The organism is Microcystis sp. M169S2 (assembly GCF_020245865.1).
Classification (GTDB): Bacteria; Cyanobacteriota; Cyanobacteriia; order Cyanobacteriales; family Microcystaceae; genus Microcystis; species Microcystis ichthyoblabe_A.
The window spans coordinates 1-3,480 of the sequence record NZ_JADBUB010000061.1 but is presented as its reverse complement, the minus strand read 5'-3'; the positions used below and the strand labels follow the sequence as shown (position 1 = coordinate 3,480).

At 38.1% G+C, this 3,480-nt stretch carries 1 protein-coding gene and 4 pseudogenes; 1 reads left to right on the top strand and 4 read right to left on the bottom strand.

Features of this window, described 5'->3' with window-relative positions:
• The 4 pseudogenes from IM485_RS06485 to IM485_RS06475 form a co-directional block, all read right to left on the bottom strand.
• Positions 1-132 (bottom strand): annotated as a pseudogene (locus IM485_RS06485) (IS5/IS1182 family transposase); the annotation flags it as partial.
• A 108-nt stretch (positions 133-240) separates the two neighbouring features.
• A pseudogene (locus IM485_RS06480) lies at positions 241-771 on the bottom strand (transposase family protein); the annotation flags it as partial.
• Positions 686-892, bottom strand: a pseudogene (locus IM485_RS22665) (hypothetical protein). The pseudogenes IM485_RS22665 and IM485_RS06480, both read right to left, overlap by 86 nt.
• Before the next feature lie 20 nt (positions 893-912).
• Positions 913-1,145 (bottom strand): annotated as a pseudogene (locus tag IM485_RS06475) (helix-turn-helix domain-containing protein); the annotation flags it as partial.
• Between the two features lie 1,205 nt (positions 1,146-2,350).
• On the opposite strand from IM485_RS06475, the gene panD reads away from it, so the two are divergent.
• Positions 2,351-2,728 (top strand): aspartate 1-decarboxylase, encoded by a 378-nt coding sequence (gene panD, locus IM485_RS06470; protein WP_104397087.1) that lies wholly within the window; start codon positions 2,351-2,353, stop codon positions 2,726-2,728.
• The last annotated feature ends 752 nt before the right edge of the window (positions 2,729-3,480 follow it).

The window sequence follows — 3,480 nt, the reverse complement described above, 5'->3', positions numbered from 1 at the left end:
TGAATTAGAGTCGGCTTCAACACTTTTTACTGATTCTACCATCTTTCTATATGTTTGTTTATACACACCGAAACGGCGTTTGAATTGTTCATCTGATAAGTTTTGATAATCCATAATTTTGCTAATAAACATAGCAAAATTATAGATGATTTCCTGACCTAAGATCACATTTTATTCTTTTTTCCACTTCAATCTAAGAATTGAGAAAAAAGCAAAGCCTTATATTATACCATAAAAAAATTATGCAAGAGGTCTATTGTAAATTCCAGCGATTAAATGACTTCTTAATCCAAATTTATATCGGCGATTTCGATAGGGGTAAGAGAGAATTTTGAAGATTTTTAAACAGCGATTAACATTTTCTACAGCTACTCTTATTCTCCCTAATTCCCGATTATATTTCCTCTGCTCCTCCGAGTAATTCTTTCCTCTTGGTTTCCTAATAAGAATCTCACTTAGTTCATGAATTTTTACAATTCCTTGGTAGCCTTTATCTGCTAATAATTTTATTGTTTTAGGTAATTTTACTTGACTTTTTTGGAATAATTTAAAATCGTGCATTCTTCCTTTTCCATGCCTTAAACACATTATCTTCTTCGTTTTTAAATCAATAATCACCTGCGTCTTCAAAGTATGTTCCTTTTGTTTTCCACTATAAAACCCTTTTTGCCCTTTCTTTGGTCTTTCAATAGGACTTTCCATCACATCGATGACTAGAACGGTGTCTGGGTCGGATAATTTTCTTAATTCTTTTTGTCCAGGTAGGGATAATTGGCTCTTCTGGCTTCTGTGTGGAAACGAGGTCTATACTGATAGTTTCTTCGGCGAAATAGTCCTAAAAGTCTTGCTCCATAAGCACTTCAGGATTCCATAAGCAAAAATTATCACACAAAGTCGAGAAGAGCCGATAATTTTCCCGATTTTATCAATAACTTTTCGACTTTATGCACAGTTCGACAAACCATCGACTCTGAGACTCCCCACTCGCACCCAATGTGAAAATAAGTCCGATATTCCCGCCAGTATTGAATAGCTATTAAAACCTGATCTTCTGGGATTAATCTACAAGGACGACCCAGCTTATTCTTCTTTTTTTCGTATTCTTTAATGATGTTAACAATCAGATAGAAAGTTCGGCGACTCATTCCCGTTAAACGCTTAAATTTCTTTCGACATAACCTATTCGTTTCGGCAAATTTCCTACTCTTATTCTGTTTTTTATCTATTAAGGACAGATTTTAAACAGTATCACAAAAAAAACTCTTTTATTACGCTGGCAACACTATCTCATTGTGGCGATCGCTGTCTCGTGAGAGTATTGGCAAAAATAAATAACCTTTTATTGTATCACGAAAGACTTTTGCAAGAGGTCTAATGTCAAACACCACCGAATGGTCGCTCACACAGTCGAATAATTCCAGATACCGCTTCACTCGCACGCTGTTCTGGTGTAAGCCCAGAGAGGTTTTGAGTGATTGCAGCGAAGATTTTTTACCGTGAATGTTGTAATTTATGATAAAGAGTGATATTTTGATATCTCGTGAGAAATATTTTATATAGGGGGTATTGGCGATGTGCTGGATGGCATGAATAACGAATTAAAATCTGTGAGAAACGGGATCAAGATACTTAGTAAAGGTATGCTTCCAGGTGCTAGTCTTCATAATGGACGAAAAAGTTGGTCTGGATCTAGTACACATGGGTGCAGATCCTATAGCAAGAGCTACCTTTGGAGTGCCCGGCTTCCGTAGTTGTTGCTAACTCTCTTTGTACCTCTATCACAGGCAAAGGTCTAATGGGCAACATAACTGAGATAGTAATCGAAAAGGACGAGCTCTTCTCGACTTTGTGTGATAATTTTTGCTTATGGAGTCCTGAAATGCTTATCGGACAAGACTTTTAGGGCTATTTTGCGGAAGAAACTATCAGTATAGACCTCGTTTCCACACAGAAACCAGAAGAGCCAAAAGACGTTAATAAAACGGCCAACTATTGAACCCACAGGGGTTAACGGCTTTGAATAAGGGGCATACATCTCGATTTCATCCTTCTTAACAAAGGAATACTAAAATAGTATTTTCCCTTTGTTAGCTTCTGCTATCGAGTTTTGTAATGCCTAGATATGGTGAATAGCAACGCGGTACAACGAGACTGGGTCATTTTAAACCGTCGCAATTCGTACAGTTGCTGAAAGTGCTGAACTTAAGTAACCCCATTGCCGCGATTGACGCATTAATACACAAACCGCCATTTCCCAGCAAATTATTGAGGGGATAGTTATGTGTTTAATATTGGAGTCAATTTAAGGTGACCAAAACGATAGGATAATTTAGACTAAGAGGAACAAATTATGCAAACGCAGTTCAACTTCAACAGTCGCATTATGCTTAAAGCCAAGCTTCACCAAGCATATGTGACCCACGCTGAACTCGAGTACGAGGGTTCTTGTTCAATCGATGGCGTGCTTCTTGACGCGGCCGATATTTGTGAGTACGAACAGATACAGATATATAATCTAGCCAATGGTAATCGATTCACGACTTACGCTATTCGCGCTGAGGACAATTCTGGAATCATTTGCGTCAATGGTGCGGCTGCTCATTTGGTTTCACTTGGCGACCGATTGATTATCTGTACCTATGCAAACTATCAGAGCGATGCCAAAGGTGACTACAAGCCGAATATTCTCTATATCGGCAAAGGCAATACAATCAAGAGCGTCAAGTAAGCCATTCCAGCCTAACAGAGCTGACCAAAGATGGCTCTTCTCGACTTTTTGTGATAATTTTTGCTTATAGAGTCGTGAAATGTTAACTGGGAAAGACTTTTAGGACTATTTTGATGAAGAAACTATCAGTATAGACCCCGTTTACACACAAAAACCAGAAGAGCCCAAAGATTGACTAATTGTCAAACTGGAAAGTAAAAAAAGTAGGGAAATCTCTGGAAACTCGTGCGTTAGGGTAATCCTAGCAAACGGCTGAAGAGACCTCCGACTAAAGTATTTACCCGATCCTTGAAAATTAACTGTTTCGAGGATTATAGGAGTTACGCATTGACAAAATCGCCTAAATGAGGGTTGTTAAAGGAAAGAAGAAATTCACGATTAAAACAAAAACCATGGGTAAGTGTTCAAAACCCTCAACAGCCAAGTGTAATATCCCACCTTCCGCACTTCTTAACATTCAATTGATAATTTTTACTAATACATTGCTTACAACCCATTGCCAGTAAGGATTATAGCTACAATGATGGATGTTTATCAAGGTGAAGAATTGTAATTTGTTTTCTCAGAAAAAATCAATTATAGCGGTATGCACTTGCATGAGGTACAATAGGAGAGGACAATAAATTATAGACCTAGGCAGGAGCCACGACCCGATGAAGCCCTATTCTTTAGACTTGCGACAAAAGATCATCGAGACCTACGAGGAGAATAACCTCTCACAACGTGAGTTAGCCAAAAGATTTAGAGTAGCT

Bases quoted from the DNA above. Each gene is read 5' to 3' on its own strand.
- panD (WP_104397087.1), top strand. From the start codon at position 2,351: ATGCAAACGCAGTTCAACTTCAACAGTCGCATTATGCTTAAAGCCAAG.